A 16,745-nucleotide genomic window follows, 5' to 3' on the forward strand; every position below is an offset into this window, starting at 1 on the left:
CGCGCGGCAGGCGCGCGCCGGCATCAGGACAGCATCTGAATCGGCGCGGCAACGCAAACGCGGTCCCGCCCCTGCTGCTTGGCTTGGTACAGCGCCTCGTCCGCCGCCAGCACCACGCTCTCGGCGTCTTCGCCATGCAGCGGGCACAGCGCCAGGCCGATGGACAGCGTCACCGACAAGGTATGGCCCAGCGCGTCTATCTCCATGGCGCGAACCGCCTCGCATAGCTGTTGCGCCTTGGCGAAAGCCGCGTCCAGCGAGGCCCCGGGCAGCAGCACGAAGAATTCCTCGCCGCCATAACGGCAGACAATGTCGCCGCTGCGGAAGTGATCGCTGAGATACGCCCCCAGCGCGGTCAGCACCGCGTCGCCGCAGCGATGGCCGTAGGTGTCGTTGACGCGCTTGAAGTGGTCGGCGTCCACCATCAACACCGCCACGTCGCGGTGCAGCGCCAGCATGTGATCCAGCACCCGCGGCAGGATGTCATCGAGGTGACGGCGATTGAACAGGCCGGTCAGCGGATCGCGCAGCACCTGGTCGCGCAGCCCCTGCTGCAGCCGTTCGATCTCCTCCACCTTGCGGCGCAGCGAGGCATTGGCATCGCGCAGATTCTGCTCCAGCCGCTTGCGCTCGCTGATGTCGTTGACGCCGTTGATGGCATACCAAACCTTGTCGCTCTTGACCACAGAACAGGAAATCAGCGCCCAGAATTCGCGGCCCTGCGCGTTTTTCAGCTTGACCTCCCGGTCCGCCACCCGGCCGTTGACGCGCAAGGCCTGCGCCACATCCTCCCGCTCTTGCGGATTAACGTAGAAATCCTGCACCCGCAGCGCGCGCGATGGATGCAGATGGGTGCCGAACAGCTCCTCTGCGCGCTCGTTGGCATAGATCAGCTCGCCGCCGGCCAGCCGGTTCATCGCCAGGGGAAATGGCGCCGCATCCGCCATCAGCCGCAAGCGGGCCTCGCTCTCCACCAACTGGCTGGTCCGTTCGCCGACTTTGGCTTCCAGCGACTGGTTGGCCTGCAACAGGTTGCGCTCCACTTGGCGCCGCTCTTCCAGCAAAGCGCCGAACACCAGCAGCGTCACCGACTGCACCAGCGCCAGCAGCGCCACATTGAGCAAGGACTCGTCCAGGGTCGGCGCAATAGCCAAGGCGCCCGCGTCGAGGCGGATGCCCGCCAGCGCCAGCGCGACAATCGCCAGCGCCAGCCCGTGCGCCAACAGCAGCTGGCTGCGGAAAGCCAGCCACAGCAGAGGCATGATGAAAAGATAGGGCAGGATGGCATAGTGGCCGCCGCGCCCAGGCAGGGCGCCACACACCAGCGCCGCCAGCAACAATGTGGCGCCGGCCACCAGCGAGGTTTCGCGCCAACAGGCTCCGCCGCCGCATGAGCGCTCGATGCGGCCGGCCAGCAGCAAAATCGGCGCCAGCGTCAACAGCAGCACCGCGTCGCCCAGCCACACCCGGGCGAATGCCCAGGCCAGCTCCGGCAGCGCGTGCCGATACGCGGGCAACAACACAAAGATCCTGCCCAGCGCGGCCAGCAGGCTGCCCAGCGCCACCGGCCCAGCCAGAAACGCCAGCACATCGGCTTGGCGGAAAAAGGGCCGGCTCCGCCGCGGCGGCAGGTAGGCGCTGAACAAGGCCGCGGCCAGCCCGCTGGCGGCCAGCAACAGCCGCTCGGCCAGCAGCAGCCCCGGCTCGCCCCAGGCCAGCCACAGCAAGCCCAGCGCCAGGCCAGGCCAGACTCGCCGTCCCAGACGCAACAGCATGGCCAACGCCAATGGCAGGCCCGGCTGCAGCCAGTGGGAATATGGCGACGGCAGACACGCTGCCAACAGCGCGGCGAACAGCGCGCAGGCAGCGGCTACCGCCGCCTGTAAAACAGCCAACGCCCCCCGACTGCGCCAAGCCGCATCGCAAACCGACATCTCGACTCCATCCTGTATGGGCGGGCCGTCGCCGCGCCTGATTATGCATCTCAGATTAGTCTTGAAAAGCCGGCAAATCCATCAAATTCCCGCCTTATCCTATGAAGGACTATTGCCGTGCCGCATCGGCATGCGGCTTGCGGTTTATCTTGCTGATTCCGCTTGGTATTGTTCAGATGATGGCAATCATATGAAACCCTGGAGCAAGCATGCGCTATCCAGACGCACACAAGACCCAGACCCGCCAGCGCATCGTGGCGATGGCGGCCTTGCGTTTCCGCGCCGAAGGCTTGGCCGGCGTGGGCATCGCCAACCTGATGGCCGACCTTGGCCTGACCCATGGCGGCTTCTACGCCCATTTCGACAGCAAGGAGCAACTGGTGGCCACCGCCTGCAGCCAGGCCTTGCAACAGCTGAACCAACACTGGCGGCAACTGCTGGAGCAGGCGGTGCCGGGCGAATGCATGGCGGCGCTGGCCAGCGACTACCTCAGCCCGGCCCACCGCGATCTTCCCGACTCCGGCTGCGCGCTGGCGGCGCTGGCCGGCGAACTGGCGCGCCAGGGCGTCACCGTCCGCCAGCGGGTCGCCTGCGAGCTGGAGGCGATACTGGACACGCTGGCGGAAGCGAGGCGGCGCGACGGCCAAGCGGATAGCGCGCTGGCCGACCTCGCCATGCTGGTGGGCAGCCTGTCACTGGCGCGGCTGATAGACGACGCGGCATTGTCTCAACAACTGCTGCAGCAGGCGCGCGACAGGCTTGTCGCGCCAAAATAACAAAGTCATGATTTTGCTTTTTTCCGGCAAAATCATGCATAACGGTCCCTATCCATATGAAGAGCGTTGGCTGCGCGCGCTGGCCGCGTTGCGCGCGCCCGAGCCCGATGCCGGACAGATCGACGACCTGCGCGGCCTGCTGAATGATCCGATGCGCGGCAGCGGCGAGCAAGTTCGGGTTTGGCTGGAGCAAGGCAAGGCGACCGGCGTGGTCGGCTGGGTCGCCGCCAATGTGCCGCGCAACGGCGAACTCTATGGCGGGCCCCTGCTAGCCGCCAATCGCCCCGCGCTGGATGGTTTGATTGAGACGCTGCTGCAAGAAGCCGCAGTGGCCGGCGCGCGCTTCGTCCACGTCAGCGCCGCAGACGCCGAGCAGGGCAAGCATGCCGCCTTGCTGGCGCATGGTTTCCAGCCGCACTTTCATTTTCTGACGCTGAGCGCGCCGAGTGCCGCCATCTTGCCTCGCCCCCTGCCAGAAGGATGGCAGCGTGTCGAGACCACGGCAGTGGATTGGACCAGACTAGCCGCATTGTTCGCGCGCTGCTTCGCTGAGGTTCCGCATGTGCCGTACCACTCACCGGAAAAACTGCGGGAGGATTGGCTAAGCGCCGATGGCGCCGCCAGCCAAGTGTGGGCCGCGCCGGATGGCAGCTACCGGGCCTTTCTGCTGGCGTGCACTGCGGGACAGGTGGAGGCGGTAGGCGTCGATCCGCGCGATGCCGGACAGGGCATCGCCGCCGCAATGTACGCAGTGGCGGCAATCGCGCTGCAGTCACGGGGCGTCGAAGCCATGGAAGCGCTAGTCGCCGACTGCAATGCCGGCTCGCTGGCCTTGCATCGCAAGCTGGGCTTTGTCGAGACTTGCCGCAGACAGGTCTACCGGCATACGCTGGCCGTGCCGATATAAGCAACCGCTACGGCGCCGCGCTGCGCGGCTGCAAGCAGGCCTCGCGCGTCTCCTGCAGCAAGCGCTCGAAGTCGCCGCTATCCTGCAAGGCCTTCAAGCCGCGGTTGAAGCGCTCCACCAGCTCCGGTCCGCGCGCATGCTTGCGCCAGATCACCACATGCAACGGCGCCGCCCAGAACGTCTTGTTCTGAGCCTCCAGCTCCGCTCCCTGCGCCGGACTGAAGTGGTGGGCGATCAGATATTTTCCCACCTCCTGGTCGATGGGAAACAGGTCGATGCGGCCGGCTATCAATTTGCGCAGATTGATCAGATCGTCCGGCGCGTTATCCACCGTCAGCGTGCCGTTCTTGACCTGGGCGTCGAAGTCGTCGGAATAGAAATTGCCGACGGTGATGCCGACCCGCGCGCCCTTCAGCTCGCTCCAGCGGCTCCACGCCAAGGGGCGCTCCTTGCGCTGGAAGAACACCATGCGCGCCGACAGCACCGGCAGCGTATACAACAGGTCGCGCTTGCGCTCCGCCGTCGGCGCCCAGCCGAAGCTGCCATCCACCTGGCCGTTGCGCGCCGATTGCAGGGTGCGGTTGTTGGGGTAATAGCGGTATGCGACGTCTACGCCGCCGCGGGCGAAGGCTTCCTTCACCAGCCGCGACAGTATCCCGTCGTAAGGCAGCTCCTGGCCCATGTACGGCGGCCATTCCTGATTGGACAGGGTGATCTTGAGGCGCGGGGCAGCCTCAACTGGAATTGCCAGCAGCGCAACCCAGCTCAGGATACCCAGCAGCATGCCGTGGTATCGCATCGTTTTCCCGATTCCTGCAATGGACGAGCTGTCAGTTTGTTTTATATGCCGCGGACAGTCTCTTCGTGAGAATAACTGGCAATACCATTCGCATCAATGAAAACCGCCCGGTGTAATTTACACCGGGCGTCGTTCGCATGCTGGCTCAGCGGCTCTTAGGCGGCGTGAACAGCGCGGCTTTCGGCGCGGCGGGCTTGCCGCTGCGGCTGCCTTCGGAACGGCCGTTCTGACCCTGACCCTGGCGCGGACCGCTGTTGCGCCCATGGCCCGCCGGCTTGCTTTCGGTTTGGTGGCGAGGTTTGGACGCCGGGTTGCGCGGCTGTTGGCTGCGACCCTGTCCTTGGCCGCCACGGCCTTGTCCCTGGCCTCGGCCGCGCGCGCCGCCGCCCATAGGGATCGGCTCCGGCTTGACGTTGAGGTCGGCCTCATAACCCGGCACGGTGAAGCGCTCGATCGACATCTTGATCAGCTTTTCGATGTCGCGCAGGAAGCTGAACTCGTCGACGCACACCAGCGACAGCGCTTCGCCCGGCGTGCCGGCGCGGCCGGTGCGGCCGATGCGGTGCACATAGTCTTCCGGGACGTTGGGCAGCTCGAAGTTGACCACGTGCGGCAGTTGGTCGATGTCCAGACCGCGCGCGGCGATGTCGGTGGCCACCAGCACTTGCAGCTCGCCGCTCTTGAAGTCGGCCAGCGCGCGGGTGCGCGCGTTCTGGCTCTTGTTGCCGTGGATGGCGGCGGCGGGGATGCCGATCTTGTCCAGCTTCTCCGCCAGACGGTTGGCGCCGTGCTTGGTGCGGGTGAACACCAGCACCTGGAACCAATTGTGCTCGCGGATGAGATGGATCAATAGATCGGTCTTCTTGTCGCGGTCAACCAGGTGTACCTTCTGCGTCACCAGCTCGTTGGTGGTGTTGCGGCGCGCCACTTCCACCAGCTTGGGGTTGTCCAGCAACTTGTCGGCCAACGCCTTGATCTCGTCGGAGAAGGTGGCCGAGAACAGCAGGTTCTGCCGTTTGGCCGGCAGCTTGGCCAGCACCTTCTTGATATCATGGATGAAGCCCATGTCCAGCATGCGGTCCGCTTCGTCCAGCACCAGGATTTCCACGCCGGACAGGTCCACCGTCTTCTGGCCGACATGGTCCAGCAGACGGCCCGGCGTCGCCACCAGAATGTCCACCGGCGCGCGCAGCGCCTTGATCTGCGGATTGATGTTGACGCCGCCGAACATCACCAAGGACTTCAAAGGCAGGTATTTGCTATAAGTACGGACAGACTCCTCCACCTGGGCGGCCAGCTCGCGGGTGGGGGTCAAAACCAGGGCGCGCGGACGGCCGGCATGATGGCTGGGCGAACGCATCAACAGTTGCAACAGCGGCAGCGTGAAACCGGCAGTCTTGCCGGTGCCGGTCTGCGCGGCGGCCAGCAGATCGCCGCCTTGCAGCACTTGCGGAATCGCTTGCGCCTGGATAGGCGTGGGCGTGGTATAACCGGTATCGGCTACGGCGCGCAGCAAGGGGTCTGCCAGGCCTAGGTCGGCAAAGGTAAGATCGGACATAATATGCTCCTGCGACGGCCTATCGCAGAACTGCGACCAATCCAGGCTGACGGGATAGTGTGAGTTGAAACTCGTGGAGTGAAGAACGTGCGGGACTGGTACTCGCACGAAGCGTCGCAGTGTACAGGCAATCGATGGCGATGGGAACTCGCCGCCGGCCCCGCCCGCTCTGCCGCAACGATGCGGCGGCTTTTTGTTGTCGTTTTTGAGGATTGAATATGCCCATAGCCCCTACCAGGCTGATAGGCTCTTTGCTGTTGCTGCCGGCGCTGGCGCTGGCCGGCAAGAACGACCGCCCGCATGCCGGCGGCGCCGAACATACGACCGTCGAGGCAGCCAAACCGGTGGCGGAAACTCCGCAGGTCGCCACCGACTTCCACTGCGATCAACCGGCCAACGCCATGGAAAGCATGGTGTGCCAGGACGACGGCCTGACCCGGCTGGACAACCGGCTGGAGAAGTTCTACGCCCAAGCGCTGGCCAAGGCCGATCAAACAGGCAACAACGCGCGCGGCAAACTGATCAACGAGCAAAAGCGCTGGGTCAAGTCCTTGAAGGACTGCATGAAGGAAGAGGATCCCCACATGTGCCTGGGCGACACCTATATCCTGCGCATTTCCCAACTGCAGGCGGCCTGGGCGTTGGCGCCGTCCCTGACGCCGTTGCGCTATCTGTGCAAGGGCCAGCCGGACAGCACCATCCTGGCCACCTTCTACCGCACACGCCCCGCCACCGCCAAACTGGAGCGCGGCAATTCGCTGGTCATCGTGCACCAGGGCATCAGCGGCAGCGGCAGCGGCGCGCGCTACCAAGGCCAGGGCGTCGAGTTCTGGATCAAGGGCCGCGACGCCAGCGTCAATTGGCGCGGCGAATCGCTGGAATGCACCACGCAGCCGACGCCGTAAGCCCCGCCGGCCGCGCGGCCGGTCCGCGCCGCTCGCCCCAGGATTTTTGTCAGCCGCGCGCCGCCCCGACATGGCGCCATCGGCGCGCTGCGGTTAGAATCGGTCGCCCGCGCCATCCTGCGCCGGGCGCAACCCGAATCAGCAAAGACCCGCCATGGCCCTGAACGCCACCATCTACAAAGCCACGCTCACCCTGTCCGACATGGACCGCGGCTATTACGCCACCCATTCCCTGACCCTGGCCCAGCACCCGTCGGAAACGCTGGAGCGGATGATGCTGCGCATCGTCGCCTTCGCCCTGCACGCCAGCGACACGCTGGCCTTCACCCGCGGCCTGTGTGCGGACGACGAGCCGGAGCTGTGGCAGAAGAACTATTCCGACGAGATTGAGCTGTGGGTGGAGCTGGGCGAGCCGGACGAAAAGAGGCTGAAGAAAGCCTGTTCGCGTTCTGACCGCGTGGCGCTGTACAGCTATGGCGGCCGCGCCAGCGAAGTATGGTGGGGACAGAATGAGAGCAAGCTGTCGCGGCTGGACAAGCTGGAAGTGTTCCGCATCGATTTCGAAGCGTTGCAGGCGCTGGCTGCGCTGGCCGAGCGCAGCATGCAGCTGACCGCCACCATCCAGGACGGCCAGCTATGGCTGTCGAACGACGCTCAGAACGTCTTGATCGCGCCGCTGCGGCTGAAGTGACGCGCCAGCCAGCCGCCCAGCCGCTGCCACAACCCTAGCGGCGGCGGCAGGCAGCCATGCCCCAGGCGCAGCCTTGCCAATTGCCGGCGCGGACGCAGCGTCTGTCCGCCGTCGCGCGTGGCGGGCAGGCGGCTCAGAATCACCACCCCGCACGCCTCGCGGCAGCTGCGGCGCAATGCGCTTCGGACAGGAACGGCCATCTCGCTCTCCTAGTTTGGATCAACATCAGCAGCGTAAAGAGGCCCGGCTAAATTTACGGCAAAAAAGCGGCTGGCCCGCATAAAAATTGGCTAAATCCGTCAAACGCGATTTATCCTGTTCCACGTGAAACCCTGCGGAAAACCACCCCATGCTTAGCCTGCGTCCCGCTCAAAGCGACGACATCCCCCTCATCGCCGCCCTCCACGCGCAAAGCTGGCGCGCGAGCTATCGCGGCATCCTGCCTGACGCCTACCTTGACGAACGCGCCGAGGACGACAGGCTTGCCGTATGGCGCGCCCGCTTCGCCTCCGAAAAGCCGCTCTGGGTGCGCATCGCCTGCTGGGAGGACGAGCCGGTCGGTTTTGTATGCCTGCTGCCGGACGAGGCGCCGGAACTGGGCATTTACCTGGACAATCTGCATGTGCGCGGCGATCAGCAGGGACGCGGCATAGGCCGGGCGCTGATGGCTGCCGCCGCGGCCGAGGCCGGCCGCATCGCGCCGGGCAGGCCGCTCTATCTTTGGGTCTACGAGCGCAATGCCGATGCCTGCGCCGTGTATGCCAGGCTTGGCGGCGAAGTGCTTGAGCGCCGAGAGGTGGACACCGCGGCCGGCACCCGCGCCGTGGCGTTGCGCTACAGCTGGCCGGACCCTTCGCGCCTGCGGCCCCGCCATTGAACCGAGGCGACATCGCGCGCCGCCGCGCGATTACAATTTGTCGCCGCGCTGAAGCAGCGCTACCTGAAAAACGCGCCGCTGCCGTCCAAGGTGCTTTACGACAATCGACAGCACCCGCTGAAAGGCGCGCTGGGCACCCATGCCACGATCGCCCGGGCACCAGGCGGCCATTTGAAAACCAAGAGCGAGATCCGCATCGCCGCCTGGTTCCGCGAACTGCCGCCGCCCTTCTTGCTGATGCTCGCCGTGCATGGGCGGCGGCTCACCAGTGACGCGGCCTAAGACGTGATGCGCAAGTTAAGAAGGATGGACATCATTAAGTCGCGGACTGCAATGATCATGATTGCGCCGTCTGTGAGTACCGCTCTCATCCCAAGCCATGAATTACCATAGCGCAATGACCACGCTCAGCTACCTCCGCAGCTATCCTGCCGCCCTGCTCGAACGCATCCAAACCCTGCTGGAGCAAGACCAACTTGGCGCCTGGCTGGAGCGCAAGTATCCGGCACGCCATGACATCCAGACTGACAAGGCGTTGTACCAATACGTGACCGAACTAAAGCAGCGCTATCTGAAGAACGCTCCTGCCATGGCAAAAGTGCTGTACGACAGCCAGCAACACCCGATGAAAGGCACGCTAGGCACCAATACCTTCGTGGCTCGCGTACAGGGTGGAAAACTGAAGAGCAAAAATGAGATCCGGATCGCCGCATTGTTTCGTGACGCGCCAGAAGCGTTTTTACGGATGATCGTGATACATGAACTGGCTCACTTGAAAGAGAAGGACCACGATAAGGCGTTTTATCAGTTGTGCCGCCATATGGAGCCTGACTACCACCAGTTGGAGTTTGACATGCGGGTATGGTTGACCTGGCGTGAACGCATATGAACTCTTTTCGACCGTCGTCATCCATTCTGCCGAAGGGTTTGGGTAAACGAAGAGTCCCGGTCGGGCCTCTTCGTATGCGATTGCTTGGTTTGGTCTATCTATCGCCCTCTATGCCGCTGAGCGTTCCACGTCAGCCCGTCATGCTTCAGTTTTTGCGTCAGCGGCCTCATCGCACCAGTCCGGTAAATTGATAGGCAGCCGGAATGGCCACCGGATACCAGGCGCCGCTGAAGGTGGCGATAATGATACCGGACAGCAACGCGCCTGCCGCCATCAGTCCGCCGGCAAGCCGGTCGCTGCCGTGCACCCCTAACCGCGTTTGCAGCAGCCAGCGTAACGCACAGCCTATATGGGTGAAGTAGGCGACAATGGACAAGAAGTAATAGGGCATGAAAAACAGGAAGTAATTGCCCAGGTGCAGGCCGGCGGCGGCAAAATAGAAATTGGTGTCCACGCCTTGCTCCCATCGCCCGTATAGCACTGCGCTGAGGTGGAACAGCAGAAAGAAAGCGAGGTACAGGCCGGAGTAGGCCTGAGCGTGATCAAAGAAACCATGCCGGCTGCCGCGGCGCGCCCATACGAAATACAGGCCGGACCCTGCCTGGAACAGCACGCAGGCCAACAGCAGCGTTTCCACTGGCGGGAAGCGGTACCACACTCGGTAGGCTCTCATATAGTCGATATGGGCCTGGATGCCGGCCAAGGCAGTCAGGTGGTTGAGCAGGTGGAACAGGATATACAGGCTGATCAGACAGGCAGTCAGGCGGTGTAGCTTGTGCAACATACAATCCCTTTTTGGCTAAAGACATGAGCCGGCCGGCATGAGCGCTGTGCCGGCCAGTCTTGCAGCTTAAAGCCAGAGATCGAGCTTTCGGTACTGACTGGAAGCAGGATGGCGTCGACGGTCATGCCATGGCAGAGGTCGCCAGTGGATGCCCGGACCCAATCTCCTCCGCGCGCAGCGCGCGGCGCGCGTAATAGGCGAAGCCGGCCTGGGAGCGCTTCTCCTGCAAAATCCAGTCATGCGCTTCACGCGCTAGCGCCGGCTCCACTTCGCGTATCTCTCCCGCAGCTTCCGCCAGCAGTTGCAGCCGAGCGGCGCGTTCGCATTGGATCGCCATCATGCAGGCTTCTTCCACCGAATGACAGGCCACCACCAAGCCATGGTGGGCAAGCAGAGCCGCGCGCTTGTCCCCCAGCACGCCACTAATGATCTCGCCCTCGCTGTTGCCCACTGGCACGCCGGGCCACTGCGGCAGGAAGGCCACATCGTCGTACAACATGCAGGCATCCATGTGGGCGATCTTCAATGGACGGCCCAGCATGGACAGCGCCGAAATGTGGGTCGGGTGGGTATGGATGATGCAGCGCACATCCGGCCGCGCCCGGTAGATCCAGCTATGGAAACGATTGGCCGGATTGGGCATGCCGTCGCCCTCCAGCACGTCCAGGTCCGCGTTGACCCGCAGCAGGTTGCCAGCTGTGGTTTCGTCAAAACCCAGCCCCAGCCGCTGGGTGTAGTATTCGCCCGGCAGGTCCGCCCGGGCGGTGATCTGCCCGGCCAGGCCCGAATCGTGGCCCTGCGCGAACAGGATGCGACAAGTCAGCGCCACTTTTTCGCGCAGCGACCATGCCGGCGCGCCCAGGTGGCGCTCCATCTGCACCTTCGCCCGTTCGATCAAACTCTGCTTGTCCATTGTCATGGTGTCGGCCATGGTATCTCCTTTCTTGAAAAGAGCCGGCCGCTCCGCGCGGGTCCGGCCCGAAGAATACGGAACGCCTCCCGGCACAGGAGGACTGCGCTCATGCGATGGCGGGCTGGGTGGACGATGCTTCGCGATACGCGGCCTCTATCGAGCTGAAAAACTCCAGTCGAGCGTCTACCAAAGCGTGGCCGGCGCGCAGCATCAGGTCAATCTGCTCCGGCGCCGAGCTGGCGATGTCCAGCATGATGTCGCGTATGGTTTCGGCGTGGCCATCATCGCACTCCACATGGATGTGGAAGAACTCGATGTCGCGCCGGGCCGCGCCCAGGGCCTCAAAACCGAGAATGATATCGCCGTACATCGGCGGCACCAGCCCTTCCGCGCCCAGACACAAGGCCCCAAGGCCGGCGGCTGGATTGAGATTGCGGCAATGCTGGAACATGCTGTCGATCAGCCTACGCGTGCCGGCCAGCAGCTGAGCGCCATCCAGCGACACCGAGTAATGCTCTAGCATTTCACGATAGATCAGATGATGCGGGCGCGGGCTGTTAGGCGCCAGTCCAAGCTCCTCGAACAGGTTTTCAGCCAACTCCAGCACTTCTTCGTTGCTGGGCAGATTAGCCATCATCGCGCACAGGTAGCGTGTGAAGTAGGCGCTGTACAAGCCTTGTTGCACCAGGAAGATCTTCAGTTCGTCGAGCGAGACTTCGCCGGCGCGACAACGCGTCAGGAAGGAATGGGAACGGATCCGTTCTATCAATTGCTCTTTGGTCGATTCCAAGAGCGCCATTTGCATGTCCATGCGATTGCTCCAACAACAAGATTGAAGAGACCCTTTCGGGCAGGCGGATAATGCGTTGCGGCTATGGCACAGCCTTGCGGCTGGCGGCGGTGAGCTGCGCGGTGCGGGCCGATTGCCTGAACTGATTTGGCTTGCCACTTAAAGCATTTAAATGTCGTCATTTGCCGATAAATTCTAAAAAAAATCAACGAATTATCATTTCGACACAAACTATTCTCACGCCGATAAACACAAATAGATTCATACCTCGCACCAAAATCCTTAATGGATTTTTTGAACATAAAAAATTTCATTTGTCATTTTTTGTGCCGGCTGTCAGACTTTTTACAGCAAGATAAATGCGCTTATTACTAATTTGCTGTTAGAACCACAGTTGAAAGTCAGAGAAAGTCAGATGCATCCGCAAGAGCATGTCATCCACGCTTTGCCCGACCTTCTGTCGGCAGCGACGATTGAGCAGGTCAAACAACACTGCCAGCAACTGGTCTCCAACATTGGTTTGGACTTCTTTTTGATCGGCATTGAATCCATGAACGGCGGCGTTCCCTCGTCTCGGGTGGAAACCAATTACCCGGCGGCCTGGATGGAGCGTTATGCACGGCTGGAATGGATTGGTAGCGATCCAGTAGTGCACCATTGCCGGCAGTCCTCGGTGCCGCTGATCTGGCACCGAGGCCGCTTTGAGGACGAATTCTCCCAACACCTGTTCGAAGAAGCGTCCGCCTACGGCGTTTCCGCCGGTGTGGCCACCTCTTTGCGCGGCGTCGGCCGCAGCCAGCCGATGATGATGTCTGTGGCCTGCGATGCTCGCGCCGATGCGCGCACGGAACAATGGCTGCAAACGCTGACGCCGACGGTACACTTGTTGTGCTCCTATGCTTACGAGGCCATTTGCCGCATCGAAGACGCCGGCCAGGCCGCCGAGGTCGGCCTGACCCAGCGCGAGCGCGAGTGCTTGCGCTGGGCGGCTGCGGGCAAAACGTCTTGGGAAACCTCGCGCATCCTGCGCTGCTCCGAATCCACGGTGAATTTTCATATCCGCAACATCATCAACAAGTTGCAAGTGTCCAACCGGCGGCAAGCGGTTGCCAGAGCCTTGGCCCAAGGCCTGATCTCCGCCTGATTCATCCGGCCAGCACCGCGCCGGCGATGGCAGGCGAATGGCTAATCAAACCTTGCAGCTCCTGACGCTTGAGCTTGCCGCTGGGTGTGGTGGCGATGTCGGGCACCAGCTCGATACGGTCCGGTCGCAACGCTTTGGGCCGCAGCTCGCTCTGGGCGCGCTTCATCAAGTCCTCCACCAAAGCCGCGCCCGCGTAGCCGCTGGCTGTGGCCACCACATAAGCGCGCAGCCGGGTAAGTCCTTCGGCGGTAACCACTGGCAGCGCCGCAGCCTTCAGCACCCGCTTGTCTTCCAGCAGGAAGGCTTCCAGCTCTTGAGGGCTGACCCAGTAACCGGCCACCTTGATGCGTTCGCTGTCACGCGAGACAAAGCTCAGGCTCTCGCCGGCGCGCACGAACAGATCGCGGGTGGGAAAGCTGGCTGGCGCCGCTTCGATTACGCCGGCTTCACCGGGACGCAAATAGCCCAGCATCAAGCAGCCGCCGGACAGATTCAGGGTAAAGGCGCCGGCTGGCGCGTCAGCGTCTCCGGCATGCGGCGTCTCAAGGTAACGGAAGCCCTCAACGCGGCGCAGGCCGACTCCGCCGTCTACGGTCTCTGACAAATAGGGCGCAAAGGTTTCGGTGGTGCCGATGGAGTCCAACATCCGCGAACCGGTCCAGGCTTCCCAGCGCTGGCGAATCGTCGGCGGCAGACGCTCTCCGGCGGAGAAGGACAGCCGCAGCGCGCTGAAGTCATAAGCGCGCTCCGCCCGCGCCATCAGCAGGTGGTACAAAGTGGGCACCGCCAGAAAGGCGGTGACGGATTCGGCCTCAATGGCGTCGAGAAATTCGGCGTGACGCGCCCATTCCGGCAACAGCACCGCGCTGGCGCCGACGCTGAGCGGAGCGTGCAGGCCCTGCAGGCCGAAGGAGAAGAACGGTCCGGTGCTGGCCAATACTCTGTCTTCTGCGCACAGCCCCCACATCGGCCGAGTGACGGTACGCTCGAATGCCCAGAATGAGCGATGGGAATGCGCGCACAGCTTGGGCCGGCCGGTGGAGCCGGAGGTGGCGAGCACCAGCGCCGGGCTCAGGTCGAAGCTGGCTTCAATGTCTCCGACCACGTGCGCCGCTTCCGGCGCGCTCTTGCGCGCCGCCAGCGTCCCCATGTCTGTCATCGCCTCGGCGCGCGGCTGGCACGCGGTGCGATCGGCTAGGATCAGGTCCGGATCGTAGCTTTGCCACAAGCCTTCGTAATGTTCGGCCGACAGACCCGGATGCACCATGAAGGCGAGCCGCTGTGAACGCATGGCCGCCAGCCAGTAGATTACCGTTTCCAGCGTCGCCGATCCCACCAGCGCCACGCGCTGGCCCGGACGACGGCCGGCGAGCAGAATGTCCAACTCGCGCGCCGCCGTCAGGCTCAGGGTCTGCAATTGATGATAACTGAGGACACGGCGTCCCTTGGCGCCGCGTTCGATCAGAGCGATGCAATCGCCGCGCCCGGCGCGCACATGGCGGTCCACCATCAGGTCGACGCATCCTGGGCTGGAATCAATAGGCATGTCTTGAACCTCTCAAATTTGAAAATGCGGGCCGCCGGCGGCGGCGCGCGCTCAGTTTTCCAAAGTCTCCGCATCCGGCTGCGCCAGGCGGCGGTAGTCCAGTGCGGGGACGCCGCAACGGAACAAGTCGCGCAACCGTGTCATCGTCGACAGCGGATTGGGGCGCTGGAACACATTGCGGCCCACGCAGATGCCGCCTGTGCCGTGGCGGATGACCGCCGCGGCCAGCTCCAACAGCGCCAGTTCATCGGCCAACGCGCCGCCGGCGAACAGCACCGGGGTATGCTCCTGAATGCCGTCCACCAGTTCTGGAATGGCGTTCAGGTCCTCCGGCGCCGCCACTTTCAGCGCATCCACGCCCAGCTCCACCGCAGCGCGCATGAAATGGCGCAAATGGTTGAGCGCCTTGCCCGCCAGCGGCCCCTTGTCGTAGACCATGTTCAGCACCGGGAGGCCGTAGGCGTGAGCCTGGTCCACCACTTGGCCGATCAATTGCAGGTTGTGGCCTGCGGTGTCGGCGGAGAAATTGGTTTGGATCGACACCGCGTCCGCGCCCAGGCGCACCGCGGCTTCCACGCTGGTGACCATCTGCTTGACGTCCGGGTTCGCGCCGATATTGAGCGAGCCGTTCAGGTGGATCATCAGGCCGCAGCCCGGTGCGCCGCCCAGCCGCTGGGCGAAACCCTTGTGGGCGACGATGCCGGTCACCGCCTCCGGGTCGAGCCAGCGGAGCACCTCCTCCACCCGGTTCAGGCCGTCCAGCGGGCCCATGGTCAAGCCATGGTCGATGGGAACGATGAGGGCCTTGCCGGATTGCCGGTCTACAAAGCGGGACCAGCGACGTTTGCGTGCCATTTCAGTCATTCAAGCCTCCTTGTGGCTGTATGTGTCCAACAGTCGATCAGCCTTCGCTCAACACCGAACGAATCGGCCGGCGCAGTATCTTGCGGGTGGGGATCGCGCTGGCCAGCGCGGCCAGGATGACCACGCCCGCCAGGGTCAAGACGTAAACCGGAGCCACCCAGGCCACTTCGACCGGCACCGCGTTGCTGGAGCCGGGCGGAATCCACATGATCTTGGCCGCGCGCACCGCCCAGGTGACGCCCAGCGCGCAAGCGATGCCCGTCAGCGCCGCGGCCGCGGCCAGCCAGCTGTTCTCCAGCGCGGTGAGCGTCATCACGAAACGGCGGGTGAAGCCCAGGCTGCGCAGAGTGGCGAATTCACGCGCGCGTTGAGCGAAGTTCATATAACTGGCGTTGAGCAGACTGGTGAAGCCGACGATGCCGGCGACGATGGCGATGAAGTTGAGGAAGCCGCTCAGCACCGTCTTGAACTGCTGATAGAAGGCTGCGCGGTCGGACCAACGGAACACAGTCACGTCCAGGCCGGCGGCTTTGAACTTGGCGGATAGCCGGTCGCGCGCGGCGTCCAGATCGGCGCCATCAGCCAACAACACGTGGTATTCGCTGATTTCCTTGGTGTTGAGCAAGGCTTGCGCGTCGGCCATGGGCATCACCACCAGGCGGTCGTTGATTTCCTTGATGCCCCAATCCATGATGCCGGTGGGCAGCGCTTGAGTGGCGTTGATCCGCGCCGAACCCCGGGTGGAAACCGTCAGCTCCAGCGGCCCGGGTGGACACTGCATCGGTCTGGACGCCGGCGTTTGCCCCGGCTGCGTCGGGGCGAAGCCGACCTTAGGCACTTCGCAGCCCAGAATCGCCGCCAGGCCCTGCCCCAGCACCAGCGGATGCGCGCGGGTTTCCTGCCACAGCGGCGTGCCGGCCACCACGTCGTATTCGTAAGCTGGCCCCTTGATGCGGCGGATTTCCTGCACATCCTGGCCGATGCCGGCGAAGATGGTGCTGACCCGGGCATTGGACACCATGCCCGAAATGCGCAGAATCCGGGCCCGGGCCGCCACATCCGCATCCTCGGATAGCACCCGGTCGATACCGCTCTGCATCGCGGCGGTGATCGGATTCTGGCCCGCGCCCTCCACTTCCCTGGCCAGCTGCGACGACGGCCGCTCGATCACCAGATGGCCGCGCGCGCCCCAGCGCATGAAGGCGTTCTGGATCAGCTCCACATTGGACTGCATGTAGCCGGCCAACAGGCATAGCGCCAGAATCGACACCGCCATCACCACCAGCGTGCCGACGGATTTGCGTCCCTGCCGCCGCACATTCCGCAGTGACATGCTCAACAATAATTTGGCGTTCATCTCGCGGCCTC

General features: G+C 63.6%; 18 protein-coding genes. 8 read left to right on the forward strand and 10 right to left on the reverse strand.

All coding sequences use genetic code 11. The features are described from left to right. Positions 1-23 precede the first annotated feature (23 nt). Complete coding sequence (locus tag BI343_RS17230) at positions 24-1,934, reverse strand: sensor domain-containing diguanylate cyclase (protein WP_083341045.1); 1,911 nt, start codon at positions 1,932-1,934, stop codon at positions 24-26. Positions 1,935-2,143: 209 nt separating this feature from the next. On the opposite strand from BI343_RS17230, the gene BI343_RS17235 reads away from it, so the two are divergent. After that, a complete protein-coding gene (locus BI343_RS17235; RefSeq protein ID WP_071110643.1) occupies positions 2,144-2,710 on the forward strand; it encodes a TetR/AcrR family transcriptional regulator in 567 nt (188 codons plus the stop codon). Between the two features lie 34 nt (positions 2,711-2,744). Then, positions 2,745-3,617, forward strand: coding sequence for a GNAT family N-acetyltransferase (locus tag BI343_RS17240; protein ID WP_169829037.1), 873 nt, complete (start codon positions 2,745-2,747; stop codon positions 3,615-3,617). Between the two features lie 7 nt (positions 3,618-3,624). On the opposite strand, the gene BI343_RS17245 is transcribed toward BI343_RS17240, so the two are convergent. Beyond that, on the reverse strand, positions 3,625-4,416 hold the full coding sequence (locus tag BI343_RS17245; protein WP_211269461.1) for a substrate-binding periplasmic protein: 792 nt from the start codon (positions 4,414-4,416) through the stop codon (positions 3,625-3,627). A gap of 145 nt (positions 4,417-4,561) precedes the next feature. Continuing rightward, a complete protein-coding gene (locus BI343_RS17250) occupies positions 4,562-5,974 on the reverse strand; it encodes a DEAD/DEAH box helicase (protein WP_071110646.1) in 1,413 nt (470 codons plus the stop codon). A 218-nt stretch (positions 5,975-6,192) separates the two neighbouring features. On the opposite strand from BI343_RS17250, the gene BI343_RS17255 reads away from it, so the two are divergent. Further along, positions 6,193-6,879 carry an MliC family protein gene (locus tag BI343_RS17255; protein ID WP_071110647.1) on the forward strand — a complete coding sequence of 229 codons (687 nt, stop codon included), beginning with the start codon at positions 6,193-6,195 and terminating at the stop codon, positions 6,877-6,879. Positions 6,880-7,033: 154 nt separating this feature from the next. Then, complete coding sequence (locus tag BI343_RS17260) at positions 7,034-7,570, forward strand: YaeQ family protein (protein ID WP_071110648.1); 537 nt, start codon at positions 7,034-7,036, stop codon at positions 7,568-7,570. Here BI343_RS17260 and BI343_RS17265 read toward each other — a convergent pair. Beyond that, positions 7,534-7,770, reverse strand: a complete 237-nt coding sequence (locus tag BI343_RS17265) for a hypothetical protein (RefSeq protein ID WP_139165777.1) — start codon at positions 7,768-7,770, stop codon at positions 7,534-7,536. The genes BI343_RS17260 and BI343_RS17265 overlap by 37 nt on opposite strands. Before the next feature lie 149 nt (positions 7,771-7,919). Here BI343_RS17265 and BI343_RS17270 point away from each other — a divergent pair, with 149 nt between their 5' ends. The 3 genes from BI343_RS17270 (at position 7,920) to BI343_RS17280 (ending at position 9,336) form a co-directional block, all read left to right on the forward strand. Further along, positions 7,920-8,447 carry a GNAT family N-acetyltransferase gene (locus BI343_RS17270; RefSeq protein WP_071110650.1) on the forward strand — a complete coding sequence of 176 codons (528 nt, stop codon included), beginning with the start codon at positions 7,920-7,922 and terminating at the stop codon, positions 8,445-8,447. A 90-nt stretch (positions 8,448-8,537) separates the two neighbouring features. Continuing rightward, complete coding sequence (locus BI343_RS17275; protein WP_211269462.1) at positions 8,538-8,729, forward strand: hypothetical protein; 192 nt, start codon at positions 8,538-8,540, stop codon at positions 8,727-8,729. 115 nt (positions 8,730-8,844) lie between these two features. Beyond that, entirely contained in the window at positions 8,845-9,336 is a 492-nt protein-coding gene (locus tag BI343_RS17280; protein WP_071110651.1) for a YgjP-like metallopeptidase domain-containing protein, read from the forward strand. Positions 9,337-9,502: 166 nt separating this feature from the next. On the opposite strand, the gene BI343_RS17285 is transcribed toward BI343_RS17280, so the two are convergent. From BI343_RS17285 to BI343_RS17295, 3 genes are all read right to left on the reverse strand, one after another. Next, positions 9,503-10,120, reverse strand: coding sequence for a hypothetical protein (locus BI343_RS17285; protein ID WP_071110652.1), 618 nt, complete (start codon positions 10,118-10,120; stop codon positions 9,503-9,505). A gap of 121 nt (positions 10,121-10,241) precedes the next feature. Next, positions 10,242-11,051: an aldolase gene (locus BI343_RS17290; protein ID WP_043625749.1), complete on the reverse strand. Its 810-nt coding sequence runs from the start codon at positions 11,049-11,051 to the stop codon at positions 10,242-10,244. 88 nt (positions 11,052-11,139) lie between these two features. Continuing rightward, entirely contained in the window at positions 11,140-11,844 is a 705-nt protein-coding gene (locus BI343_RS17295) for an iron-containing redox enzyme family protein (RefSeq protein ID WP_043625746.1), read from the reverse strand. A gap of 394 nt (positions 11,845-12,238) precedes the next feature. On the opposite strand from BI343_RS17295, the gene BI343_RS17300 reads away from it, so the two are divergent. Continuing rightward, on the forward strand, positions 12,239-12,967 hold the full coding sequence (locus BI343_RS17300) for an autoinducer binding domain-containing protein (RefSeq protein WP_071110653.1): 729 nt from the start codon (positions 12,239-12,241) through the stop codon (positions 12,965-12,967). Between the two features lies 1 nt (position 12,968). Here BI343_RS17300 and BI343_RS17305 read toward each other — a convergent pair whose 3' ends face one another. Genes BI343_RS17305 through BI343_RS17315 form a run of 3 tightly spaced genes read right to left on the reverse strand, consistent with a single transcriptional unit; the run spans position 12,969 to position 16,734 of the window. After that, a complete protein-coding gene (locus BI343_RS17305; protein ID WP_083341046.1) occupies positions 12,969-14,513 on the reverse strand; it encodes a class I adenylate-forming enzyme family protein in 1,545 nt (514 codons plus the stop codon). Positions 14,514-14,564: 51 nt separating this feature from the next. After that, entirely contained in the window at positions 14,565-15,377 is an 813-nt protein-coding gene (locus BI343_RS17310) for a class I fructose-bisphosphate aldolase (RefSeq protein ID WP_043625743.1), read from the reverse strand. Between the two features lie 37 nt (positions 15,378-15,414). Beyond that, a complete protein-coding gene (locus BI343_RS17315) occupies positions 15,415-16,734 on the reverse strand; it encodes an ABC transporter permease (protein ID WP_043625739.1) in 1,320 nt (439 codons plus the stop codon). Between the last annotated feature and the right edge of the window lie 11 nt (positions 16,735-16,745).

Origin of the sequence: Chromobacterium amazonense (assembly GCF_001855565.1) — a bacterium.
GTDB classification, from domain to species: Bacteria; Pseudomonadota; Gammaproteobacteria; order Burkholderiales; family Chromobacteriaceae; genus Chromobacterium; species Chromobacterium amazonense.